At 68.8% G+C, this 21,663-nt stretch carries 22 protein-coding genes and 2 pseudogenes; 18 read left to right on the forward strand and 6 right to left on the reverse strand.

Annotated features, from left to right (window positions below; all coding sequences use genetic code 11):
* Positions 1–309: 309 nt before the first annotated feature.
* Positions 310–507: a hypothetical protein gene (locus ABZ464_RS24035; RefSeq protein ID WP_359279685.1), complete on the forward strand. Its 198-nt coding sequence runs from the start codon at positions 310–312 to the stop codon at positions 505–507.
* 144 nt (positions 508–651) lie between these two features.
* On the opposite strand, the gene ABZ464_RS24040 is transcribed toward ABZ464_RS24035, so the two are convergent.
* Positions 652–1,191 carry a GNAT family N-acetyltransferase gene (locus ABZ464_RS24040; RefSeq protein WP_133909682.1) on the reverse strand — a complete coding sequence of 180 codons (540 nt, stop codon included), beginning with the start codon at positions 1,189–1,191 and terminating at the stop codon, positions 652–654.
* Entirely contained in the window at positions 1,176–2,435 is a 1,260-nt protein-coding gene (locus tag ABZ464_RS24045) for a hypothetical protein (protein WP_359279686.1), read from the reverse strand. Before ABZ464_RS24045 ends, ABZ464_RS24040 begins: the two co-directional genes overlap by 16 nt.
* Positions 2,436–2,659: 224 nt before the next feature.
* Between ABZ464_RS24045 and ABZ464_RS24050 the strand changes: the two genes are divergently transcribed.
* The 7 genes from ABZ464_RS24050 (at position 2,660) to ABZ464_RS24080 (ending at position 10,394) form a co-directional block, all read left to right on the forward strand.
* Entirely contained in the window at positions 2,660–3,151 is a 492-nt protein-coding gene (locus tag ABZ464_RS24050; RefSeq protein ID WP_133910410.1) for an ATP-binding protein, read from the forward strand.
* A complete protein-coding gene (locus ABZ464_RS24055) occupies positions 3,148–3,576 on the forward strand; it encodes a DUF6415 family natural product biosynthesis protein (RefSeq protein ID WP_133909683.1) in 429 nt (142 codons plus the stop codon). Before ABZ464_RS24050 ends, ABZ464_RS24055 begins: the two co-directional genes overlap by 4 nt.
* Positions 3,577–3,687: 111 nt before the next feature.
* Positions 3,688–4,917, forward strand: a complete 1,230-nt coding sequence (fxlM, locus tag ABZ464_RS24060) for a methyltransferase, FxLD system (protein ID WP_359279687.1) — start codon at positions 3,688–3,690, stop codon at positions 4,915–4,917.
* A 65-nt stretch (positions 4,918–4,982) separates the two neighbouring features.
* On the forward strand, positions 4,983–5,177 hold the full coding sequence (locus ABZ464_RS24065) for an FxLD family lanthipeptide (protein WP_359279688.1): 195 nt from the start codon (positions 4,983–4,985) through the stop codon (positions 5,175–5,177).
* A 79-nt stretch (positions 5,178–5,256) separates the two neighbouring features.
* The gene (locus ABZ464_RS24070; protein WP_359279689.1) at positions 5,257–8,283 is read left to right on the forward strand and encodes a lantibiotic dehydratase; all 3,027 of its coding nucleotides are present in this window, start codon (positions 5,257–5,259) and stop codon (positions 8,281–8,283) included.
* The gene (locus tag ABZ464_RS24075; RefSeq protein WP_359279690.1) at positions 8,280–9,425 is read left to right on the forward strand and encodes a lanthionine synthetase C family protein; all 1,146 of its coding nucleotides are present in this window, start codon (positions 8,280–8,282) and stop codon (positions 9,423–9,425) included. The genes ABZ464_RS24070 and ABZ464_RS24075 overlap by 4 nt, the downstream gene beginning before the upstream one ends.
* Positions 9,426–9,434: 9 nt before the next feature.
* Entirely contained in the window at positions 9,435–10,394 is a 960-nt protein-coding gene (locus ABZ464_RS24080; RefSeq protein ID WP_359279691.1) for a thiopeptide-type bacteriocin biosynthesis protein, read from the forward strand.
* Positions 10,395–10,500: 106 nt separating this feature from the next.
* On the opposite strand, the gene ABZ464_RS24085 is transcribed toward ABZ464_RS24080, so the two are convergent.
* Complete coding sequence (locus ABZ464_RS24085) at positions 10,501–10,752, reverse strand: DNA-binding protein (protein ID WP_359279692.1); 252 nt, start codon at positions 10,750–10,752, stop codon at positions 10,501–10,503.
* A 161-nt stretch (positions 10,753–10,913) separates the two neighbouring features.
* On the opposite strand from ABZ464_RS24085, the gene ABZ464_RS24090 reads away from it, so the two are divergent.
* The 6 genes and pseudogenes from ABZ464_RS24090 (at position 10,914) to ABZ464_RS24115 (ending at position 15,629) form a co-directional block, all read left to right on the forward strand.
* Complete coding sequence (locus tag ABZ464_RS24090; RefSeq protein WP_359279693.1) at positions 10,914–12,500, forward strand: site-specific integrase; 1,587 nt, start codon at positions 10,914–10,916, stop codon at positions 12,498–12,500.
* A gap of 201 nt (positions 12,501–12,701) precedes the next feature.
* The gene (locus tag ABZ464_RS24095) at positions 12,702–13,262 is read left to right on the forward strand and encodes a hypothetical protein (RefSeq protein ID WP_359279694.1); all 561 of its coding nucleotides are present in this window, start codon (positions 12,702–12,704) and stop codon (positions 13,260–13,262) included.
* A gap of 1,005 nt (positions 13,263–14,267) precedes the next feature.
* Positions 14,268–14,645 carry a type II toxin-antitoxin system RelE/ParE family toxin gene (locus ABZ464_RS24100; RefSeq protein ID WP_359279695.1) on the forward strand — a complete coding sequence of 126 codons (378 nt, stop codon included), beginning with the start codon at positions 14,268–14,270 and terminating at the stop codon, positions 14,643–14,645.
* Positions 14,642–14,980, forward strand: coding sequence for an XRE family transcriptional regulator (locus tag ABZ464_RS24105; RefSeq protein WP_079662454.1), 339 nt, complete (start codon positions 14,642–14,644; stop codon positions 14,978–14,980). The genes ABZ464_RS24100 and ABZ464_RS24105 overlap by 4 nt, the downstream gene beginning before the upstream one ends.
* Positions 14,979–15,152 (forward strand): annotated as a pseudogene (locus ABZ464_RS24110) (Tn3 family transposase); the annotation flags it as partial. The gene ABZ464_RS24105 and the pseudogene ABZ464_RS24110, both read left to right, overlap by 2 nt.
* Before the next feature lie 171 nt (positions 15,153–15,323).
* A complete protein-coding gene (locus ABZ464_RS24115; protein WP_359279696.1) occupies positions 15,324–15,629 on the forward strand; it encodes a hypothetical protein in 306 nt (101 codons plus the stop codon).
* 208 nt (positions 15,630–15,837) lie between these two features.
* Here ABZ464_RS24115 and ABZ464_RS24120 read toward each other — a convergent pair whose 3' ends face one another.
* A complete protein-coding gene (locus tag ABZ464_RS24120; protein ID WP_359279697.1) occupies positions 15,838–16,521 on the reverse strand; it encodes a response regulator transcription factor in 684 nt (227 codons plus the stop codon).
* Positions 16,522–16,573: 52 nt separating this feature from the next.
* Complete coding sequence (locus ABZ464_RS24125) at positions 16,574–17,782, reverse strand: sensor histidine kinase (RefSeq protein ID WP_359279698.1); 1,209 nt, start codon at positions 17,780–17,782, stop codon at positions 16,574–16,576.
* 314 nt (positions 17,783–18,096) lie between these two features.
* On the opposite strand from ABZ464_RS24125, the gene ABZ464_RS24130 reads away from it, so the two are divergent.
* Positions 18,097–18,555, forward strand: coding sequence for a hypothetical protein (locus ABZ464_RS24130; RefSeq protein ID WP_359279699.1), 459 nt, complete (start codon positions 18,097–18,099; stop codon positions 18,553–18,555).
* A gap of 206 nt (positions 18,556–18,761) precedes the next feature.
* On the opposite strand, the gene ABZ464_RS24135 is transcribed toward ABZ464_RS24130, so the two are convergent.
* On the reverse strand, positions 18,762–18,983 hold the full coding sequence (locus ABZ464_RS24135; RefSeq protein ID WP_359279700.1) for a hypothetical protein: 222 nt from the start codon (positions 18,981–18,983) through the stop codon (positions 18,762–18,764).
* A 46-nt stretch (positions 18,984–19,029) separates the two neighbouring features.
* Here ABZ464_RS24135 and ABZ464_RS24140 point away from each other — a divergent pair, with 46 nt between their 5' ends.
* The 3 genes and pseudogenes from ABZ464_RS24140 to ABZ464_RS24150 all read left to right on the forward strand — a co-directional run bounded on the left by ABZ464_RS24140 (position 19,030) and on the right by ABZ464_RS24150 (position 21,369).
* Positions 19,030–19,491 carry a DUF4232 domain-containing protein gene (locus ABZ464_RS24140; protein ID WP_359279751.1) on the forward strand — a complete coding sequence of 154 codons (462 nt, stop codon included), beginning with the start codon at positions 19,030–19,032 and terminating at the stop codon, positions 19,489–19,491.
* Positions 19,488–20,901 (forward strand): annotated as a pseudogene (locus tag ABZ464_RS24145) (DEAD/DEAH box helicase). The gene ABZ464_RS24140 and the pseudogene ABZ464_RS24145 overlap by 4 nt, the downstream one beginning before the upstream one ends.
* A gap of 225 nt (positions 20,902–21,126) precedes the next feature.
* On the forward strand, positions 21,127–21,369 hold the full coding sequence (locus ABZ464_RS24150; protein WP_359279701.1) for a DUF5302 domain-containing protein: 243 nt from the start codon (positions 21,127–21,129) through the stop codon (positions 21,367–21,369).
* The last annotated feature ends 294 nt before the right edge of the window (positions 21,370–21,663 follow it).

Genomic DNA, 21,663 nt, shown 5'->3' on the forward strand with positions numbered 1-21,663 from the left:
TCGACCATCCGAGCGGGGGCGAAGTTCGTTACGCGGCCTGGTTGACGATGTCCCGCGTGACGTCGGCCCAATCTGCGAGGAGCCGAGCGTACGAGGCCGTGCGCTCGTCGCTTGCGGGCTCTTGCATGAGATGGCGGATGCTCTCGTTGACCTGGTCCAGGACAGGCGTCACCCGGCCGTGAGGCCGGAAGGAGTGGGGCATACGAACACTGTACGGCGCGGCACTGACAGAGAGCCGAGGTCGGGGTGTTCTATTCTGCGTTCGAGGCGATACCGCCGCACATCGCCCATCCAGAACGGACGCGCTCCATGGCTACACCCACACTGACCCCACTGAGGGACTATCCGAGCTCGGTGTGGGACTCCTCGGAGGAGGGCCTGTGCTGCAAGTGCTACGCCAAGTGCAAGCGGTACGGCACCGGCGCGAACCCGCTGTGCCGTAGCTGCTTCGTCGAGGTCGCTGCGAAGTGGGGGCCGGGCGTCAGGCAGAAGGGTTACAACGCCTGACCCACTTTCACTGGGGGAGGTCGGCGGCCAGCCTCGGCCCGATCAGCGCCCATCGGGCTGTGTTCTCCTGGGGGCATCTCTTTGAACGCGGCCGGCGACCCGCCCCCGGGCGGAGCGAGGGGAGCGGGCCGCAGCGGTGCGGGGTCAAGCTGCGGGCTTCAGTTCCTTGAGCATCACGGCGTACAGCGGGGAGTCCGGGAACGGCTGACGCTCGCCGACCTTCCGGTATCCCCAGCTCTCGTACAGTGCCTGCAGGCGTGGCCGCTTGGTGTCGACGGTGAGCACGGCAAGGGCCTCCGGCCGGTCCGCGAGCAGTGCGGCATGCAGCTGCTCCCCGAGGCCCTGCTTGCGCCACTTCGGCCTGAGCATCAGTTCCGACACCGAGAACGTGGACGGATCGGCCGGTTCCTCGTCCAGGTACTCGCGCCACCACTCGCGGCCAGGCTCGCCCGGCGCCCCGTAGGTGAACCCGACGGGTTCGCCGTCCTCGTAGGCGACCACACACGCCCACGCTTCCCGGCCGCCCCAGTGGTCCACGAACCAGGGGAACCGTTGCACGAACTCCTCATGGCGCCTGTCGGCGTAGGCGTCGGCGTGAACGTCGAGCAGGGTTTGCCGGACGTCGGGAAGGTCGGCATGGCCGTAGTGGCGTAGCTGCACTGCCGTGCTCAACGGGTGCTCCATTCGGATCGGTAACGGTCGGCCCACTCTCGCGCCACCTGGGCAGACGGCGCATGGGTGAGAAGGTCACGGTAGAAGTCGCCGAGCAGGACCCGCAGGCGCCCGGGGAGCGGGCTGCCGGACATCAGGTCGAACACGCCCTCGGTGGATGCACACGCTTGGTCGGCGTCGCCCTGATGGAGTTGGGCGACGGCAAGGTGGACCGTGGTCATCGCCCGGTTGCGTCGGTACTCCTTGGGCAAGGCGGCAAGAGCCCTGTATGAAGCGGCCTCAGCATCGGCCGGTTGTCCCAGGTACTCGCGGACAATCGCGGCCAGGGCGTGAAGCTCCGCCGGCCCGTAGAACGCCACCCAGCCTGGCCGCGGCTGCTGCTGGGCCTTGCTCAAGGCATCCTCGGCGTATCCGAGAGAGCGGATGGCAGCTTGCCCGTCGCCGCGGTTGGCGTGGCCGACGGCGGCGCGGGCGTGAGCGAGGGAGCCGAACAGCGGATCATGGCGGGTGATCGCGGTGGACTGTGCGGCCTGAGCGGCGGCGAGGCCCTCTCCGCTGTCACCGCGCTGGTGGGCGAGGATGGCGGTGGAGTTCCACACCCGCATCTGTGCCACGGGGTCCTGTGCCATCCCGGCGAGCCGGAGTGCTTCGTTGAGGTGGGTCTGTGCGCGGTCGAGCTGGCGGGCGTCGATGCAGGACCAGGCGGCCATGGCGGTGTAGTCGGCGGCGACGCTGAACAGGCGCTGTCTGATCCGCTGCGTTGCGGCCTTGCTTTGAAGTGCGACGGCTTCGGCCGCGCCGGCGAGAGCGTCGCGTTCGAGGCCGGCGTGTCCGCCGCGTTTCTGGTCGAGGGCGGTCAGGCCGTCCATGCCCTTGCGGAGCCGGATCACGTCCGAGGTGCCGACCGCGGACGGGCGGGCGGACACGACAGGTATGGCGACGGCGGCAGCTGTACCTCCGGCGCCGGTAAGGAAGCGGCGGCGGATCACGTCCGGGTCCTCCTGCGGCGGTGCGGGCGCCCCTGGCGGGTAGAACCCGAGGGCCTCGATGGTGCACCGAAATACTGCCTCCAAGGCGTTGCGCTTGGCACGGTGAGGCCATGTGGATTTTCCGGTCAGCCACGTCCGTACGGTGCGGTCCCCCACACTGTCCCGCTCGCCTGCGGCCAGTAGCTCTGCATTGACGGCCTCGGCTAACTCGGCTTGCTGAAAGCCCCGTTCGGCCATGGCGATCTTGAGGCGGAAATTTCCGGTCACCTACTCACCGTAGCCCTGTGCTGATGGCCGGTGAACGCGAAGACCGGAAATTTCCGGTCGGCTGCGACCACCACCCCCGCCGTTTTTCCTGCCCCTTGCAGGCTCCTGCCCGTTGAACTGAACACGCATCGCGTCGGGCTCCACCGCCGGCCGGTGTCGCGGGCTCGTCCCCCCGCCCCGTGGGGGATGGGCCTGCCTTGGCAGACAACCACCGAGGGGCAGCGATGACGACGACAGCTGTACGCGCGTTCCGCGCGTTCCCCCGCCGTTGCGGCGACGTGCTGAACGAGACCGTCCGCGTTGCCCCCCGCCGCGGCAACGAGCCGCCCCGCACCGAGGACGCCGTCCGCATCGGCATCATGCGCCGGATCGCGGCTGACCGGCTCAGATCCTGCGGCTTCGAAGCGCTGTGCGAGGACGTGATGTTGATCGTCACGGAGCTGCTCACGAATGCGCTCCTGCACAGCGGCACCACGCAGATCACCCTCACCATCACCGTTGAGAAGGTGGAGGAGGACGAGACCCTGTGCATCGCTGTCAGCGACGGCATGCCGGGCGTGGCCGCCCCCAAGCAGGCGGACGCCGACGCCGAGTCAGGGCGGGGCCTGCTGCTTGTCAAGCACCTGATGGAGGCCAACGGCGGGAGCTGGGGAACCAGCGACGCCGGCGCGACCACTTGGTGCTGCCTCAACGTTCCAGCGATGGGGGCATCGTGACCGCAACGCCCACCGTCCCGCGCTGGGACCACCCCGTGAGGAAGGCCGGCCAGCCCTTAGACGCGGACCGGCTCCGGTGGGTCCTTCAGAAGGTTCAGCGATGGCAGCCGTACGTGGACGGCTCCCTGCTGGAAGACCTCGCGGTTGTACTCGACCACTACACGCCTGGCGAAGAAGAGGTCGACGACATGGCTTTACGGCTCCGCGGGCACCTGATGCGACTGGTGAACCTCGCGGTCACCTCGAAGGTGGAGCAGCAGGACGAGAAGGTCGCCGAACTCGTGGCGAACGGACGTGCTATGCGTTGCGCGGAACTGCCTGGCGATCACATGAAAGTCGTCGGCCACCTTCGCCGAATGGCCTGGAATGTCAACGAACTTCTGGAGCTCCTGGTGGACAACCAGTGCCTCAGGGAGGCGGCATGACGGCCGTACCTACGGCGCGGCATCCCGCGTTGCCTACCGAAACATCAGCCCCCTACCCCCCTCGGCGCTCGGGCGCCGAGAAGGAGACCGCTCGTGGATAACGTCCCCGGCATGACGACAGAGAACAGCGACAAGTCTGCTGCCTCCGAGCAGGAGTTGCGCGACACGATGGTGCAGCAGCTCATCGAACTCGGCGCAGCGCGCAGCCCCCGCGTTGTGGCCGCGTTCCGCTCCGTTCCCCGCCACCTGGCCGCACCCGACGAGGACATGGCCAAGGTCTACGAGCCCGAACAGGCCGCGATCACTAAGACCGACGCCAACGGCACGCATATCAGCTCGGTGTCCGCCCCGCGCATCCAGGCCATGCAGATCGAACAGGCCGACATCCAGCAGGGCATGAGGGTCCTGGAGATCGGATCCGGCGGCGTGAACGCGGCCTACCTCGCCGAACTGGTCGGGGACCAGGGCCACGTCGTCACCATGGACATCGACCCCGATGTCACGCGGCGCGCGAAGGACTTCCTGGAGACGACCGGCTACCCGAAAGTCACCGTCATCACCGCCGACGGCGAGAACGGCGATGGAGCCCACGCCCCGTACGACCGGATCATCGTCACCGTGCAGGCGGCTGACATCCCTCCCGCCTGGATTCACCAGCTCACCGAGGGCGGCCGGCTCGTCGTCCCACTGCGCATGCGCGGCATGACCCGCACCATCGCCTTCATCCGCGACGGCGAGCGCCTCGTCAGCGACGGGTTCGAGCTGTGCGGCTTCGTGCCGATGCAAGGCGCCGGCGAGAACCGCGTGCGCCTGGCCCTCATCCACGACACCGAGGGCGAGGAGATCGGCCTGCGCCTGGACGGCCACCCCGAACCCAACACCGAAGCCCTGAGCGCCGCCCTGCAAACGCCCCGCACCACGGCCTGGTCCGGCGTGACGCTTGCGGGTGACGAGTCCAGCGAGCACCTGGACCTGTGGCTGACGACAACCCTGGACAACCTCCCTCTGATGGCCGCGAAGCCCACTGCCCGGCAGCGCGGCCTGGTCGCCTCCGCTTCCCCGCTCGGAGTGCCGACCCTCGTCGACGGCGGCAGCTTCGCCTACCGAACCGTCCGCCCCACCGACGACTCCGACCGGTTCGAGCTGGGCGCGATCGGCCACGGGCCCGAGGGCCAGAAGGTCGCCGAGCTCCTGGTCGAGGAGATCCAGGCGTGGGACCGCGACCACCGCGACCACAGGGCGCACATCGAGGTCTACCCGGCCGGCACGCCGGACGACCAGCTTCCCGCGGGCCGAATCATCGAGCGGCCACACACGCGGGTCACGATCTCCTGGCCGTGACGCATCCAGCGTCGCCACCAGGCGGGCAATGCACATCCACCCACCTCTGTAGTGAGGAGAACGAGATGGCACAGAGCACCGGCACCACAACCCTGAAGGCAGCGACGGACTACACGGCCGACGGCGGGTCGGACTTCGACCTCAACATCGAGACCGTCGCGTCCGCCCCGATCGTCGGCGCACTGCTGAACGACACCGGCGACGGCTGCGGCGCCACCTGCCAGTCCGCCTGCTCCAACAGCACCTGCATCGGCGGCTGACACACCAGGTGCGGGGCCGGGCCGAGCGCCTGATGTCGGCCCGGCCCCACACCACCCCGACCACGAAGGAGGCGTGGCCATGTATCACGCAGTTGACGCGAGCATGATCAGGGCATCGGTGTTCCCGCTGGCGGCACCGCTACCTCCCTGGCCGTCTCTGGTCGGCGGCAGCAGCACCGACACTGACCAATGGCGAGAGTGGATCACCCAGGTCTGGGCCGACGACACCAGGGCCGCAGCGATCGAGTTTGCCGCTCCCCTCCTCGCCGACTCCGTCCAAAAGGTGCTCAGCGGCGAACGCCAGCGACCGCGGACCCTCCAGCGCACCGCCGTCTCCCTGGCCCGCTACTTACTGCGAATGCAGTACCGCGCCACGCCGTTCGGCCTGTTCGCCGGGCCCGCCCCCGTGCGCTTCGACAGCAGTGCCCGGGTGCACTGGGGGACTGACCACCGGGCCTTCGCGCAGGCTGACGCGGTATGGCTCAACGACGTCGTCACCGCCCTCGAGCGCGACCCGGACGTGCTGGGCCAAGTGCTCGTCGTGGCCGATCCCACCTGCACCGTGCGAGGCGCCCGGGTCAGCGTGCAACATCAGCCGGGGAGGGACGGGCCCACCGAAACGACGCTACGGCGCACCCCGGCAGTCGAGACGGTACTCGCCATCGCCCGAACCCCGATCACGGTCGGCGACATTGCGGCCAAGCTGCACAGCGACTACCCGGACACCCCGCCCACCGTGATCGACGCCACGCTGCGCAGCCTCGTCGCTCACCGCGTGCTGCTGACCAGCCTCCCGGCCCCCATGACGTGCGACGACCCACTCGGACATCTGATTGCCCAGCTCGACACCGCGGGCGTCGCCTCCGCGACGGCCGAGGATCTGCGGCAGATCCACAGCCTTCTCCTCCTCCACGACGACGCTCCACAGCAAGGGCAGCGGTCTCTCCGCGCCGAGGCCACTGCGCGCATGAACGCCGTCACGGGCGTCACGGAACGCAGTCTGGTGGTCAATCTGCGCCCGGACTGCGACATCAGGCTGCCGGAGGCAGTGGCCCGGGAGGCCGCGCGCGCCCTGGACGCCATGGCTCGCATCACGCCATTCCCGAACGGCTCCCCGGCGTGGCAGGACTACCGGGCGCGGTTCCTCGAGCGCTACAGCATGGGCGCCGTCGTCCCCCTGCGCGATCTCACGGACCCGGACACGGGGCTCGGCTTTCCCGTCAGCTACCGCGGCACCGTCCTCAAGCGCCCGGTGCTGGGCACGAGCCTCCGCGACGAACATCTACTCGCCCTCGCCCAGGGCGCCGCCCTCAACGACCAGCGCGAGATCGTCCTCACTGAGGAGGACCTGGAAGCCCTGTCCCTCAACAAACCCACCCAGGTCCCTGCGCACGTCGAGCTGTGTTTCACCGTGTTGGCGCACACCCTCAAGGACCTGAACGAGGGCCGGTTCACCTTGACCACAGCCGGTCTGTCGCTGGCGGCCGGCACCACCACGGGCCGCTTCCTGACGATGCTGGAGCAGTCCGACCGGGACCGGATGACCGCTGTATACGCTCGCCTGCCGACGCTCACCATGGGCGCTGATCGCGGTCAGGTCTCCAGCCCGCCGCTGCGCCTCCGGACCCGTAACGTCGGCCGGGCCCCGGCTGTCGTGGCGAACGTCCTGGCCGTGGGGGAGAACAACCCCGGAGCCACGCTCGACCTGGATGAACTCGGCGTTGTCGCCGACTCCCAACGCCTCTACCTGGTGTCGCTGAGCACAGGCCAGGTCGTCGAGCCGTCGGTCATGAACGCGGTCGAGCTCAGTAGCGCCACTCACCCGCTCGTCCGCTTCGTGTGCGAACTGCACCGCTCACACACAGCCGTCCTGCTCCCCTTCGCCTGGGGCGCTGCGGAACGGCTGCCCTTCCTTCCCGAAGTGCGCGTAGGCCGCACCATCCTGTCCGCAGCCTGCTGGCGGCTCCGCGCGCGCGACTTGCGTGACGGCAGCTGGGTGTTTCACTTCACCGACTGGCGGGTCCGCTACGGCGTGCCCCGCACCGTGTACGTCGGCAGCGACGACCAGCGGCTGCGCTTGGACCTGGACGTCCCCGCCCACCAGCAGCTCCTTCGGATGGAGTTGAACCGCCACGGAACCGTCGTGCTGCACGAGGCGCCTCCCGAGAGCGAGTTCGGTTGGCTGGGGCGCGCTCACGAGGTCACCGTGCCGTTCGTCTCCGACCAGCCCGTGGTCCCCGCTCCGAGCTTCCGCCCGGCGGCCGTCGTGGGCCGGAACTCGGGTCGCCTGCCGGGCGCTTCCGCGTGCGTGTACCTGAAGGTGTACGGCAACGCCGACCGCACGACGGAAGTCTTGACCACCCACCTGCCCCGGTTGCTGATCGACTGGGGAGCCGAGGGGCCGGACTGGTGGTTCGTCCGCTACGCCGACCCCGACAGCCACCTGCGGCTGCGCATGCGCCTGGCGACCCCGGACGCCTTCGGCGACGCCGCCTCACGCGTCGCCGCCTGGGCAGCCGAGCTCCGCAGTGAGGGCCTGATCCAGCGGGTGCAGTGGGACACCGACGACCCGGAGACCGGGCGCTACGGCTCCGGGCCCACCCTGGAGGCCGCTGAGCGGCTCTTCGCTGCCGACTCCGCCGCCGCTCTCGCACAGCTGGTCGTCCCGCTCCCGGACAGCCGCCGTCCGGCCCTCACCGCGGCCAGCATCGTGGACATTGCCACCGGCTTCCTCGGATCTCCGGCGGCCGGCTGGGCGTGGCTGACGGACAACTTCCTGAAAGATGAGGGCGACGCCTCCCCGCGCGACGTGCAGGCCATGACCGTACGGCTCGCTGACGCGGACCCCCACCACCACGCCCTCCGGGAACTCCCGCGCGGTGATCACGTGGCCGCAGTGTGGGCACTGCGGCGCAGCGCCCTGTCCGACTACCGCCACGAGCTCAAAGCAGCCGGCACTGATCCGGCTGCAGTGCTGCCGTCCCTGCTGCACATGCACCACAACCGCGCGGCCGGTATTGACCCCGCCGCCGAAGCGACCTGCCGCCGCCTCGCCCGTGCCGTCGCACTGTCCTGGACCATCCGTACCGAAGGAGCCAAGCGGTGACCACCGCCCCTCCCATCACAGACCCGATCGTCACCACCCGACAGTCCCTCGCACACGGCGCCCTCGGGATCGCCCTGCGCCAGATCGAACGCGCCCACTACGGCCTCACTTCATGGGAAGCCGTCCACCAGCAACTCGCCAGGATCGACCCCTTGATCGACGGAGACGACGCCAGCCTGTTCCTCGGCGCACCCGCGATGGCCTACGTCCTGCACATGGCCGCCGCCGACAGCGACCGGTATGCCGGAGCCCGACACTCCCTGGACGGCATCGTGGCCGCGCACACCCGCCGCCGCCTGGACGCCGCCCACGCGCGAATCGACCAAGGCCGCTGCGCCACCTTCGCCGAGTACGACCTGTTCCGTGGACTGACCGGCCTGGGCGCCCTCCTGCTGCGCTGCCAGCCGAACGGCGACGAGCTGAAGCGCCTGCTGGAGTATCTGGTCCGACTCGCCCAGCCGATCACCGGGCCGAAAGGCCCGTTGCCGGGATGGTGGGTCGACCATGCCCCTGCCAGCGACAAGGCCGCCACGCCGGGCGGCCACGCCAACGCGGGCCTCGCCCATGGCATTACCGGCCCACTCGCCCTCCTCGCCCTGTCCAAACGGCGGGGCATCACAGTCGCCGGCCACGACGCCGCCATGACCCGGATCTGCCGCTGGCTCGACCGGATTCGTCAGAACGATCACCGGGGCACCCGCTGGCCGCGTTGGATCAGCGAGACGGGCCCGGCGCCAGCTCTCCCTTCCACGCCGTCCTGGTGCTACGGCACTCCCGGCCTGGCCCGCGCCCAGCAGCTCGCCGCCATAGCCCTGGGCGACGAGGACCGCCGACGGATGGCCGAGCGCGCTCTGCTGTACTGCCTGGACGATCTGACCCAACTCGACCAGCTCACGAACCGCGGCCTGTGCCACGGCGTTGGCGGGCTCCTGCGCACGGTGCAGCGGGTGGCAGAGGACGCAGAGAACCCGTACGTGTTCACCGACAGGCTGCCCGCGCTCCGTCAGCGCTTCCTCGCAGTCGATCCCCCTGATGAATCCGGCTTCCTCGTAGGCGCAGCCGGGGCATCCCTGGCCTTCGAGGGCACCGAGGCAGGAGCCGAGCCAGTCATCGACTGGGACGCCTGTCTGCTCCTGAGCTGAGGACACAACATGGTGGATCCATACGACGCCAGCCCGGTGGAGGACGCAGTCCTCTCAGTTCTCGGAGGACAGCTGATCGAGGAGGCGGCCAGCCATGCACGGACGTCCCCCGGCCGGTTGGCCGATGCAGTTGAGCGGTATCGAGCCGCTGGCAGGGCGGCACTCGACGTCAGCTCCACGGACTGGCACCAGGTGTATATCGAGTTCGCCGACTACCCCACCGCGGAACCGGCCTTCCGCGCCTACCTCCTGCCCTCCATGCGTGGGGAGCCCATCGGACAGTGGTGGTTCCTGCGCAAGCACCCCTGCTGGCGCCTGCGCGTCCAACCCGGCCCGGACACGCCGGTCGAGGACGCCATCGCGCACGTCACCGAGGCTCTCGACAGTGCTGTGTCCTGGGGCGTGGTGAAGGACTGGCGGCCATCCCTGTACGAGCCGGAGACGCTGGCATTCGGAGGCCCGACCGGTATGACGATCGCGCACTCTGTGTTCCACGCTGACAGCGTTGGCGTGCTCGACTATCAGCAGCACGCCACCAGAGGCAGTGCAGCGCTGCTTGACGCCAAGGCGACCTCGCTGCTCGTCACCACCCTGTTCCTGCGAGCCGCCGGGCTGGAATGGGGCGAACAGGGCGACGTGTGGGGGCAGGTCGAGTCCAGACGGCCGCTGCCCGAGGACGTACCAGCCGACAAGGTCAGCGGCCTGGCCGACTCGATGCGGCAGATGCTCCTGCGCGATGCTGGTCCAGCACTCGCCGACGGGCCGCTCGCGCCGCTGCGCACCTGGGTGGCAGGCATGGAGCGGGGCGGCCATGCTCTCGTGACCGCCGCGAGGGACGGGCACCTTGGGCTCGGTCTACGGAGCGTTCTGGCCCGGCACGTCCTCTTCCACTGGAACCGCATGGGCTTCAACGCCCGGCAGCAGGCCATCTGGTCACGCGCCGCGCGGGAGGCGGCACTTGGCCAGTGAGCCCTTCGAACGCGTCGGGCACATGGCAGCGGGTCCGGCCTCCGGAGGGGGAGAGGGAGGCCGGACCCGCTGATGGGGGGATGGAGAGTGGTCTACCAGGCGGAGGTCAGGCCGCCGCAGCGTCCTCGGCGTTCTCCGGGACGCAGAGGACGCGGAGCATGTCCGCGGTGACGACGCGGTAAGAGCCGCCGACCCTGACGACCTTGCACGGGAACTGGTCGGACTTCGCGAGCTGGTAGGCCTTCGTGCTGCCCATCCCGAACGCCTTCCCGGCCGTCACGATGTCGGTCACCGGCGGCAGGTTGAGCAGGTCGCTGACGGTGAGCCCCTGGGGGTCTGTGCTCGCCTCGCGGGTCATGGTCGCGTCACTCCCGTACATGGTTCCGTCTGCTGCGCATTGCTGCGCGCTACTGCGCACAGTGTGGCACAGGTTGATAAGGAATGACAGGTGGCGTAGCTTCCTGTGGCGAATCATCAACGAAGTGCGTGCGTAGTGCGCACTGATGGCGGAGGACGCGCATGCCCGCAACGCGGCGTGCAGGCGGCATAGCGAAACGCTGCGAATGCCGCGGCACGGATGGCAAACGGCTCGGGACGAAGTGCCCGCAGCTCTCGAAGCGGAACCACGGGAACTACGAGATCCATCAAGAGCTGCCCCCCGGTGAGAAGCCGACGCGCCGTAGGTTCCGGCGGTCGGGCTACGGCGGAGTGAAGGAGGCGGAAGCAGCCCTCGACCGCATCCGCGCCCTCCTCGACCTGGCCGGTGACGACGAGGACGCCGCCCGCCGGATTGGGGACCTCCTCATGACCGTCATGGCGGAGCGCAAACCCATCCCCGAGCTCACCGAGGTGCAGCGGCGTCTGGGCGGCGGCGTGCCGCTCGACAACGCCATGACCGTCGGGGAGTGGCTCGACACGTGGATCGAGTCGAAGAAGACGAAGCGGCGGACGACCAACGGCTACCGGTCCCACATCCGCGTGCACCTCAAGCCGGGGCTCGGGCGCTATCGCCTGGACCGGCTGAGCGTCGCCCATGTGCAGGAGTTCTTCGACGCGATCGACGAGCAGAACGAGGCCGTCGCCGCTCAGAACGCGGCGCGTAAGGAACAAGAGGCGCGGTGCAGATGGAGGCCGGGGACCAAAGGGGGCCGGCCGGCGCGGGAGGTCTCCGAGCGTCTGGCGGCCGAGCGCGAGAAGCTGGCAGCGATGCCGCCTTACGGGCTCATCACGGGGGCGGCCACGAAGCAGCGCATCCGGGCGACGCTCCGGGGCGCGCTGAACGGGGCGATCCGGCGTCAGCTCATCACGTTCAATCCGGCGCAGTGGGTGGAGCTCGACTCGGGCAAGCGTCCGAAGGCTGTGCTGTGGGCAGAACAGCACGTTGAGCACTGGCGCAAGACCGGCGAGAAGCCGAGTGCCGTCATGGTGTGGACGCCGACGCAGATCGGCGCGTTCCTGGACGAGGCCGAGACATCGCGCCTGTACGCGTTCTTCCACCTGATCGCCTTCCGTGGGCTGCGCCGGGGCGAGGGCGTCGGGCAGGACTGGGTGAACGTCGACCTCGACCGGAAGGCGATCGCGATCGCCAAGGAGATCATCGTCGACAACTGGGAGGTGTTCGAGGACGACCCGAAGACCGACGGCTCGGCGGCCACGATCGCATTGGACTCCGTGAACGTCGCCGTTCTGCGTGAGCACCGCGTGCGACAGCTCGCGGAGCGCGACGCGTGGAACGAGAAGGCTGCCAAGGACCGGGCCGCGGGGAAGGACACGCAGGACTGGACGGACTCGCGGAAGGTGTTCGTCGAGCCTGACGGCACGTGGCTCCACCCGGAGAAGGTGTCGGACGAGTTCCGCCGTATCTGCCAGCGCGCGGACCTCCCGCCGATCAACCTCCGCGATTTGCGGCACTGCGCGGCGACGCTCATTCACGCGGGTGGCGGTGACCTGCACGCCATCAAAGAGACGTTGCGGCACTCGGGGATCCAGCTCGCGTCGGACACATACACGTCTCTACTCAAGGAGGTGGACCAGGAGATCGCGGAGAAGGCAGCCTCCCTCGTGCCGCGAGCTCGGCGCGGTGACGCGGGCCCTGCGGGGGAGTAGCCTTCCCGGCCGCGCATCCGTGCGTAGCGCCCTGCCTCCGCCACTGGTCGCGATAGCCTGCGACCTGGCGCTCATGGGGCGTTGGGGAGGGGTAGGGGGAGACGGATGCTGTCGGGACCGGATTGGACTTCCCTCGCTGTGGCGGTTGCTGGAGTCGGCGGCACGTTGGGCGCGACAGTGCTTGCTCAGCGCGCTCGCCGAGTGGAGGTCGCCGAACAGAATCGGCGTGCGGCGCTCGAGCGACTGGAGGACCGGGAGGACCGGGCAGTCCAGGCCAAGCGCGAACTCTATGCTGCTCTTAATGCGACCGCCCGTGCCTATCGCACTGCGGGCAGAGACATGGTGCTTGCCCTCAGGCGCGGGGAGACAGTGGTCGCGGACGCCCTTGATGCCACACGCCAGACGTACTACGACCAATACGCGCAAGCCCAGATGGTCCTTGGCGCAACTGCCCTTGACGTGGCCAGCGAAGTCAACCAGTGCCTGGGCGCCGGCTACCACCTGGTCCGGCACCTGCCGCTGGACGGCTCCGGAGCGGAGCCTCTCCCCCGTGCAGACCCGCAGCTCATCCAGGCGAAGCGGTGGTTCGCGGGGCCTCTCTCCGATGCGGTTTATCTGCTCCGGGAGGCGCTACGAGCCGAACTGGGTGTGAACGGCACGCCGTCCGTTGAGCAGCTTCAGGCCAAGGCGGTGGCACTGTCCCAGGCCCGAGCGGCCCTGCAACAGGAACGACAGCAGCTTTCGGAGCAACGACAGGGATGATCGGCTCCACTCCCGAGCGCAACTAGGGGCCTCGTCGCCGCAGGTGGCGGGGCCTTTCTGCTCGGCCATTGCTCGGCCGGAAGTCCTGTAAGTCGTCGGCGAAGCCCGACAAAATCCGATAGGCGTTCGGCGGGGGTAGGCTGTCGGGCAGGGCTGTGACCTGCATAATCCGGCTCTGACCGACAAAGATCGGCGAGCTCCGGCAAAGAACGCAATGCGGCGGCAGCCGACTCATAATCCGTCGGCCGTGGGTTCGAGTCCCACCCGCCCCACCAGCGTAGGCCTCTGACCTGCGGAAACGTTCCTCGTGAGGTGTTGGATCGTCAACTTTGCTTCAGCGGACTGAATCCGCTGCTCGCGAGTTCGGTTCCTCATGAGGGCGTGCGCCGTTCGGGAGTACGTTGCCGCCTCTCACCTGCTGCGGAGCAGGTGATCGAGATTGCTGTCGGCCGGAGGGCCAGCTGCGCTCGGGATCGAAAACCGAGATCCAGGGGCCACACAGGGGCCAGGACGGCGTGGATGTGTCGCGTGTGTGGGATCCCGAGCCGTGTCGTACCACAAGCCGGGGCACTTCTCTTCGCTCGACGCCCGCTCGGTGATCGTGGCGCTGGCGAGCGTTTCGGACTGTCCGGAAACGGTCCCAAGAGGAAACGACCCCGAGGGAGTCGCTCGACCACCTCGGGCGGTGCCTCACGATTTCGGTGGGCAGGCTGTCGTGGTCGCAGCGGGCCTCGTTCAGCTGATCGGGCTGCGGATTGCCGTCGGCGTCTGCTTCCCCGGGAGGACCAGCCAGACCCCACGCCGGCTCACTCCCACTGTGCGTACGCCGACTGCAGCGCCTGTACGCGTCCCCGCACGTTGGCCGAACCCGCCAGCCGCTCTGACCGTGCTGGTAGCAGGCGTGTCGTGGAGCACGGAGGTGACTGCGAGAACCGCAGGCCCTCCCATTATGACGTCAGTGGTGTATGCTGTCAGTGTAATAAACTGCAGGTGGGGGACGCTTGCGTGGCTTGGAAGATTGTCGTGGTCGAGCCAGCTCTTTCGTGGCTTCACGGCCTGCGCCGTACTGACCGCGACACCCTGATTCAGGTGAGCCAGGCTGTCACTGCCCTTCAGGAGGAAGGTCCCGCGCTGGGCCGGCCCCTGGTGGACACGATCAAGGGCTCGGCGCTGTCGAACCTCAAGGAGCTCCGCCCCGGCTCGGCAGGGGCCACAGAAGTGCGCTTGCTGTTTGTGTTCGACCCGGACCGCCAGGCCGTGATCCTGGTCGGCGGCGACAAGGCGGGCAACTGGTCCAGCTGGTACCGAGTTGCGGTGCCCCAGGCGGAGCAGGCATACGCGGAGCATCTGAAGCGAATCGACGGAGAGGACGGGGCACGATGACTGATCACCTCAAGGACCCGCAGGCCGTCTCCTGGGGAGACCTGGCCGAAGATTTCGCCTTCACCGATGCCGAGAAGGATCAGATCCAGAAGGGGGCGCAGGCGATGGTCCTGGCCTCCCGTGTCCACCGCCTCGCCGAGTTGCGGAAGCGGCAGCACACCACGCAGGTCCAGGTCGCCGAAGCCATGGGTGTCACCCAGGCCCGCGTCTCACGCATCGAGAAGGGCCAACTGGAGCGCAGCGAGGTCGACACCCTCGCTGCCTACGTCAAGGCGCTCGGCGGCAAGCTGAAGATCGTCGCTGACTTCGGAGATGAGACCTACGTCCTCGGCTGACCCGATCGACGACCGGCGGCAGATGAACCGGCAACTGACCGTCCAGGAGTCCCGCCATAAGCTGGCCCGGGATATCTGCCACGGCAAGCGCGGGCAGATCATGCAGGCGTACCGGACGGGTCAGGAGAACCAGCTCGGCTCGCTCGGGCTCGTCCTCAACGCCGCGGTGCTGTAGACGACCGCTACCTGGACGCCGCCGCGCCCACCTATGGGCGCTGCGCGCTACGGTGGCCCTGACCGCCGACCCGGCCGCGGCGGAGTTCTTCGAGACACTGGACCTGCAGAACCGCTATTCAACGCCGACGAGAGTGCCGCCGTCGCCGCACGGCTCGCCGCCCCCGACATGTCCGACGCCTACGGGCTGCGCACGATGTCGTCCCAGTCCGGGGGCTTCGGCCCGCTGCGCTACCACTGTGGCACCGTCTGGCCGCACGACACCGCCATCGCCATCCTCGCCCGCGCCGCACACCCCCAGGCCGCCGCCCGGCTCATCGAGGGCATCCTCGACGCAGCACCGGCCTTCGACTACCGACTGCCGGAACTCTGGAGCGGCGACGCACGCGCTGACACACCCGCCCCCGCCCCCGTCCCTACCCGGCCGCCTGTCGGCCACAAGCCTGGTCGGCGGCATCCGCCATCGCCCTCATGACAGCACTGACCGGACTGGAGCCCGACGTACCCGTCGGCCGCCTCCACCTCCGGCCCACAGGCCCGCTCCCCGTCGACGCACTCACCGTCGCAGGAGAACAGCTCGACATCCCTCGACTTCACGGCCCGCCGCTTCACCGGCGATGCCACCCTGAACTGGTGCGGAACCTGACCGGAACCGAACGCTGATCCGCGGACCAAACGCTCGATCAGGTGTTCTCCGTACCCCAGGTTGCGGGGCTGCGGGAGATCAGTCCGGTCTCGTACGCGAAGACGACCGCCTGGGCCCGGCTGTTCAGCGTGAGCTTGCTCATGCAGCGGTGGACGTGGGTCTTGATGGTCGCTGTGCTGAGCACGAGTCGCTGGGCGATGTCGGAGTTGGACATGCCCGCCCCGACCAGCCCGAGGACCTCCAACTCCCTGGGGGTCAGCGTGTCCAGCCCGGAATGCGGCTCAGGTACAACACGGCGGGGGGTGTAGGTCTCGATGAGCCCTTTGATCACTGAGGCGCTGAACAGCATGTCGCCGGCGTGCACGGTGTCGATGGCGGCGAGCAGCCGGTCCGGCGGGGTGTCCTTGAGTAAGAAGCCGCAGGCGCCGACCTTCAGGGCGCCGTGGACGTACTCGTCGAGATCGAAGGTTGTCAGTACGAGGATCTTGGGGAGCGGGGCCGGTGCCTGGGCGAGGATCCGCTCAGTTGCGGTGATCCCGCTGATACCCGGCATCCGAATGTCCATCAGGATGACGTCGGGTCTGGTCTGCGCGGCCACCTCGATCGCCTCCTCGCCGTCCTGCGCCTCCCCGACGACCTCGATTCCCGGTGCGGCCCGCAGTAGCGCGATGAGTCCCGAACGGATGAGGAACTGGTCGTCTGCGACGAGCACTGTAGGCATGCGTGGTTTCCGCCTTCCTCGCGGCTGCCCGGCGGGTGGCCGAGACCCTTCCTCACCTGTCGCGGGGCACGGGAACAGTCAGTGCGACTTCGAACCCGCCTTGCGGGCGGGGGCCGGCGGTCACCGTCCCGCCGTAGATACCGGCCCGCTCGCGCATGCCGATCAAACCATGGGCAGTGGGCCCCGCGGTGGTGCCGGCCAGAACTGGCTTCTGTCCGTCGTCGGTCACGCTGACGCGGACCGCGGCTTCGTCGTAGTGCACCGTGACGCTCGCGTTCGCTGTCGGCGCGTGCTTCATGACGTTGGTGAGGGCTTCCTGGATGACTCGGTAGATACACAGGTCGACGCCTGGCGGCAGCGTGAACGGGGCGCCCGTGAGCCGGATGTCGACGGGGACTCCCGCGGCTGTGACGCGCTGGGCCAGCTGGTCCAGCCGCCCGAGTCCGGGGTGCGAGTTGTAGTCGCTCGCTGCGCCCCCTTCCTGGGCGCGCTCCGTCCCTTCCCTGAGCACGACCAGCATGCGGCGCATTTCCGCCATCGCCTCGTGGGCGCTGCCCGCGATGGTGTCCAGCGCCGTGCGGGCCGTTCTCGGATCGGAGGTGAAGACGTATCCGGCCAGGCCAGTCTGGACGGAGATCACGGACACGTGGTGGGCGATCACGTCGTGCAGTTCACGGGCTATCTTCATGCGCTCGGCGATGACGGCCCGCTGGGCCTTCTCCTCCTGCTCCAGGCGTAGTTGCTCGGTGAGCACAGCGAGCCGCTCGCCGCGCTCCGCGAGCCGGCGGGAGCGGTCGCCGGTCACCCACGTGACGGCGACCATCACGGTAACGAAGGCCACGCTGAGCGGGCCGATCCCGGGTTCGGCGAGCCGCGTGCCCCACAGCAGCACGAGCAGCGACCCGGCCGCGCACTGCGCCGCGACCCTGCGGGGGCACAGCGCCGCGACGGTATAGAGCGCGAGGCCCAGTCCGCAGACAACGACCACGTGGTAGTAGCCCAGGGTGAAATAGCACAGTGTGCAGGTCGCCGTACTGACGAGCACGGTCAGGGGAGCCCGGCGGCGCACGGTCAGCGGGAGGTAGACCAAGGCGATCAGGGCGTACGCCCATGCGTCGGTGTGCCGCCAGTAGCCCTGAGGATTGGGCCAGTTGTGCAGCATGGTGCTCGAGATGCCGACCGACGTCACCGCGTAGACGATGTCCGCCACCTGCGGGAAGGCCCTGCGGACTGCCGTGCTCAACGTGTGCTGCGCGAACATCGTCCGAGCCTAGGTCCGAAGCGATCGCTCCACCCGGTTTCAACCCCAACTACCCCCCTGGTGGTACATCGCCAACCACCCTGGTTGCAGGCGCGGTTCAACCCATGGTTGGGCGAGAGGAAACGGCCTTTCCTCTAGCTTTCTAAGCACCGAGGGAACATCGCCTCGGGCGGGCTCCAACCCCGTCCGGGTGGGACAGGCTCATCGGTCAGCGGATCGGGCCTTCAGCTCCGGTCGTGCCGTCCACCCATCTGGTCCGCCCGGCAGGCGGGGAGCAGTTGCCGGTCACACCACCAACATCCAGGAGGACTGTCATGGTCAAGGGCATCACGCTCAAAGGCGTTTGGAGCAAGCTGGTGATCGCAGCCACGGCCGCCGGACTCATCATCTCCTTCGCAGGCTCAGCCCACGCGGTCAGCGGGTACGACCTGACGCCGACCACGGGGGATATCGGAGGTGCCTGGGCGCACGGCACCTTCTGGAAGGGATCGGACGGTCGTTGGAATCTCGATGGCCAGCTGAAGGACACCGGGGACAACGACGACAAAGGTGCCGCATTCAAGATCAAGGCAGTGTATGCCGATGGGGGAGTGCGCTACGAAGAGGTGTGGAACACCCGCGGCTACGGCAAGACCGTCCCGATAGGCCCCTACAACTTCGCCTCCAGCCTGCGTTATTGGGAACTCCAGGAATGCATACTGGTCCGGGCCGGCGACGGCAGCATCCACGTCGGGTACTGCGCACCGGGCGTTTTTACGCAGTACGTCGGGTAGTTCTGCCGCTGTATCACGGCCCAGGACTGCGATACCGGATAGTGCGCCGTCAGGCTGCCGGGAATCGGCGAGTGCCTCCGGCGAGGCTCGCGGAATCCGGTAACAGACTTATGAGGCACGCGCGTTGAAGGCGATGGCCGGCACAGACTCTGCTCGCAATGGAGAGTCGAGAGTGGACGCGTACGGCCGACTACGGGGGAACACCATCAATGCTGCTGCCCGCAAGGACCACAAGAGCCCCGGGGCTGGAAGTCCGGCGTCCTCGGGGCCGCGGCCGCCGCCGCCGCGCTGCTCGCGTCCACGGCTTGCGAGCCGGGCGCGGCGGAGGGCTCGGACGACGCCAAGCCCTCGGACCGGCCGAGCGCGACGAGTTCGGCGAAGCCGGGTGAGACGGCTTCGGCGAAGCCGGGCGGCGGTTCGGACGACACCGGCGGAAGCGACGACAACGGCGGCGGGAACGGCCACAGTGGCACCATCGCCGCCTGCACCGCAGACGAACTCGCAGTCTCCGCCACGAAGGAGCCCGCGGACAGCAAGGACGCCAGGCACCTCCTCATCACCGTCCAGAACGCCGGCGACAAGAACTGCAACGTCTACCACTATCCCTACGTGAAGATCGGTGATGCCCAGGCCCCGACCCCTGTGATCAAAGACAGCAGCCCGGCCCCGGGGAAACCCATGACCATCACTCCGGGTGAGGAGGCGTACGCCGCTCTGCTTGTCGCCGGCGGCGCCAGGGATGAGTACGAGGCGAACAGCATCACCATCACCCTCCACGGCAGCAGGCTCGGCAGCAAGGCGGGCGAGCCGATCGACGTCCCCATGCCCGTCGACACGCTGTACACGGACGACGGTCAGCTTGTCACCTACTGCGTCCGCTGCTCATTCCTACCGGGCCTTCCTCGGTACGTTCCCCATACGGAAGGCTCTTCATGAATCACCCCGACCGCCCCGGCACCTCCAACGGCGAGCTCTCCCTGCCCGTTACCACTGCCCCAATGGTGCCCCCGGTCGCTTCCTTCGCCGGCCTGGACCTGCCCGCTGAGGTGCTGCGAACCCTTGGCGAACTCGGTGTGCGCGAGCCCTTCCCGATCCAAGCGGCCACGCTGCCCAACGCCCTTGCGGGACGCGACATCCTGGGGCGGGGGCGCACCGGATCGGGCAAGACGCTCGCCTTCGGCCTGCCGCTGCTCACACGGACGGCTGGGCGGCGCGCGGAATCGAAGCAGCCCTTCGCCCTGATCCTGGTACCCACCCGGGAACTGGCCCAACAGGTCACCGACGCGCTCGCGCCGTACGCCGACGCGCTCAGGCTGCGGATGGCCACGGTCGTCGGCGGCATGTCGTTCGGCCGGCAGGCCGCTGCGCTGCGCGACGGGGCCGAGGTCGTCGTAGCCACCCCCGGCCGTCTGCATGACCTCATCGAGCGCAGAGCCTGCCGCCTGGGACGGGTACGGATCACCGTCCTCGACGAGGCCGACCAGATGTGCGACATGGGCTTCCTGCCGCAAGTCACCGAGGTGCTCGACCAGGTGCACCCCGAGGGCCAGCGGATGCTGTTCGGCCACTCTGGACCGCGACGTCGACCACCTCGTCCACCGCTACCTCCACGCCCCCGTCGTTCACTCGGTCGATCCTTCCGCGGGCGCGGTCGCGACGATGGACCACCATGTTCTGGTCGTCCACGGCCCCGACCGGTACGCCGTCACCACGGAGATTGCCGCCCGCGACGGCCGCGTACTGCTGTTCCTGGACACCAAGCACGCCGTCGACCAGCTCACCCGGCATCTGCGGGCCAGCGGAGTGCATGCCACGGCCCTGCACAGCGGCAAGTCCCAGCCGCAGCGCACACGGACCCTTGCGCAGTTCAAGAACGGCCAGATCACCGTCCTGGTGGCGACCAATGTCGCGGCCCGTGGGCTGCACGTCGACGACCTCGATCTCGTGGTCAACGTCGACCCGCCCACCGACCCCAAGGACTATGTGCACCGCGCCGGTCGCACCGCCCGAGCCGGTGAGTCCGGCACCGTCGTCACGTTGGTGCTGCCGGGCCAGCGCCGCGAGATGAGCCGGCTGATGGCCGAGGCCGGCTTCGAGCCGACGATCACCAAGGTGCGCTCGGGCGAGGCGGAGCTGAGCCGGATCACCGGGGCCAAGGCCCCATCCGGCACCCCGCTCGACGGCGGGCCCGCCGCACCCAGGCCCAAGAACACCAACGCTCCATTCCGCGGCCTGGGCACGAGCAAGGACACCTCCCGCGGCGCCGGCGGCAAGTCACGAAGGGTCGTCGAGGCCCGCAAGCTCGCGGAGGCCCGCAAGGCGGCCCTGATGCGTCGCGGCGGCTGAGAGTCGCTGCCCTGACAGCCGAATATTCCTGTCCACGCGATGGAGAACAGCCAGCCCGGCTCGAGGCCCTCCCGTGCGTACACCTACGAGTTGAACGCGCTCGTGGTGTGCCCGGTCGCGAGGGGATACCCGCCGAAGCCGAAGCCATGATGACGGTGCCGACGCCCCGCACTGCGCTCGGCATGACAAGCTGTGCTTCCCACTGCCCGAACCCAGGAGGTCACCATGACCGAAGAGTCTGCATCCACAGAAGGTTCGGAGCCGGCTGCCCCCGAGACGTCCGCTCTGGTGCCCGACAGCGACGGCCAGTACGACCTCAAGCGCAAGTTCCGGGAGGCCCTGGCGCGCAAGCGCGGTGCACAGGTGGACGCCGCCGGCCTTGCTGCGGACGTTGATGCGTCGAAGGCCCGTGGGGCGCACGGCCCGGCTGCGAGCCAGCGGTCGTTCCGGCGAAAGAGCGGCGGCTGAGTCGATCAGTTTCGCGATCTGGCCGCCCTGCGACACGCCCTTTGAGCGCCACGGACTCGCGCGCCCTGTGCCGGGTCCTGGGACATGCGCATGCCCGCGTGCCTGGACGGCGTCGACTCCGCCCCCGAGTACCGCGGCGGCGCCTCTGCGCGTTGGAAGGGAGATCCGCTGCGCGATGGCGCCGACTTTACGCAGAGCTGAGCGGATGTCGGCCGCCGCGGGCTCCGAGCGGCCCTGAAGGATGCTCAGGGGCCATCCAGGGGCCACAAGGACTGGAACCCGATAGACAAAGAC

Origin of the sequence: Streptomyces sp. NPDC005820, assembly GCF_040630255.1 — a bacterium.
In the GTDB taxonomy this organism is placed as follows: domain Bacteria; phylum Actinomycetota; class Actinomycetes; order Streptomycetales; family Streptomycetaceae; genus Streptomyces.